Annotated in this window: 2 protein-coding genes; both read left to right on the top strand. The window is 44.0% G+C overall.

The window, feature by feature from the left end:
• Positions 1-230 (top strand): hypothetical protein (locus QJ48_RS39100; protein ID WP_237763159.1); only part of this gene is annotated, 230 nt, incomplete at its 5' end.
• Between the two features lie 24 nt (positions 231-254).
• On the top strand, positions 255-1,493 hold the full coding sequence (locus QJ48_RS34505) for an IS110 family transposase (RefSeq protein WP_237763158.1): 1,239 nt from the start codon (positions 255-257) through the stop codon (positions 1,491-1,493).
• Positions 1,494-1,603: the final 110 nt, after the last annotated feature.

Genomic DNA, 1,603 nt, shown 5'->3' with positions numbered 1-1,603 from the left:
TTCTGTCAATCATAAAAAACTTTCATGACCTATCGGTCACCGCAATGTATGAAAATGAAGAAATTGTTTTAAAGACGAATACCCATCCGATACTGGTAAGTGGCAGGTCAAAGGTCGACTCTTTTTTGGTGAAATCAAACCCGAATAAAAAACCGCCCTATTGCAACGATGAGTACCGCCGATTGTTGCCTGAGCACGTGTATAAAAATACACCTCACTTCGTTGCATGACCTGTACAATCCAAGTAATGAGGAATGAGGATGGATGCCGTATTAGAACGATGTGCGGGGTTAGACGTACATCAAGAAACCGTTGTGGCTTGTGTCGTAAGTGGTCCATTGGATCGGAAGCCACAACAAGAAATACGAACCTTCGGGACTACGACGAAGGAGCTTTTACAGTTGTCGGATTGGCTGACGGAAAAGAAATGCACTCACATTGCCATGGAAAGTACGGGGGTCTATTGGAAAGCGGTTTGGAACATCCTCGAAGGAGATTTTACACTTGTTCTCGGCAATGCCAAGAAGATTAAGAATGTTCCGGGGCGAAAAACCGATGTCAAAGATGCCGCATGGATTGCCAGTCTGTTGCGTTGCGGACTGATTGAACCAAGCTTTGTACCGCCTGTAGACATTCGGGATCTTCGAGATCTGACTCGATACCGTCGAAAACTTCAAGGGCAAGTGACATCAGAGAAGAACCGCATACACAAGATTTTGCAAGATGCGAACATCAAGCTGACCACTTATGTTTCTGATTTGTTTGGCAAGTCAGGACTGGCTTTGCTGGATGCTGTTGTCAATGGGGAAGTGCTTGACCCTGACTCTGTCAAGGGCATGGTATTCACTCAGTTAAAGAAGAAGGTACCAGAACTGATCGAGGCATTAAACGGCCGCGTGCGCATCCATCACCGCTTTATGATTCGAAGGCACTTGGAACACATGCGTCAAGTGGAAGAGCATATCGAGGCTCTGCAAGGAGAGATCGACCGTTTACTAAAGCCATACAGAAAGGAAATGGACTTACTGTTAACCATTCCGGGAATTCAAGAAGATGCTGCGGCGAGCATTTTAGCGGAGATTGGTACAGATATGTCTGTATTCCCTTCTGAAAATCATCTGGCTTCGTGGGCTGCTGTCTGTCCAGGAAATAACGAAAGTGCAGGCAAAAAGAGAAGTTCCAAAACAAACAAAGGCAATAAGGGACTAAAAGCTGTCCTTTGTCAAGCGGCCTGGGCTGCATCTAAAACGAAAAACACCCGCATTGCCGCTTTCTATAGCAGGATTGTGAAACGACGAGGGCCGAAAAAGGCAGCCATGGCAACAGCGCATCTCATTTTGAAGATATGTTTTTTCATGCTAAAAGATAGAATGGCTTACCAAGAATTAGGATCGAATTATCTGCCCAAAAAAGAAAAAGGACTTGATTACTGGGTCAGTAAAATCAAGTCCATGGGATATTCTATCCAAATACAGGATAACCATCCTGCTTAACTTTTAAAAAATTTCAGAAATGAAATTTTCGGGGAGTGGGTCTTTTTGTCCCAAAATCGTGAAAAGCCACCTTAAAACCACATTTTCGTATAAAAGTGCAACGTATTATG

Source organism: Paenibacillus sp. A3 (assembly GCF_001399685.1).
In the GTDB taxonomy this organism is placed as follows: Bacteria; Bacillota; Bacilli; order Paenibacillales; family NBRC-103111; genus Paenibacillus_G.
This window is presented reverse-complemented; position numbering and strand designations above follow the sequence as displayed.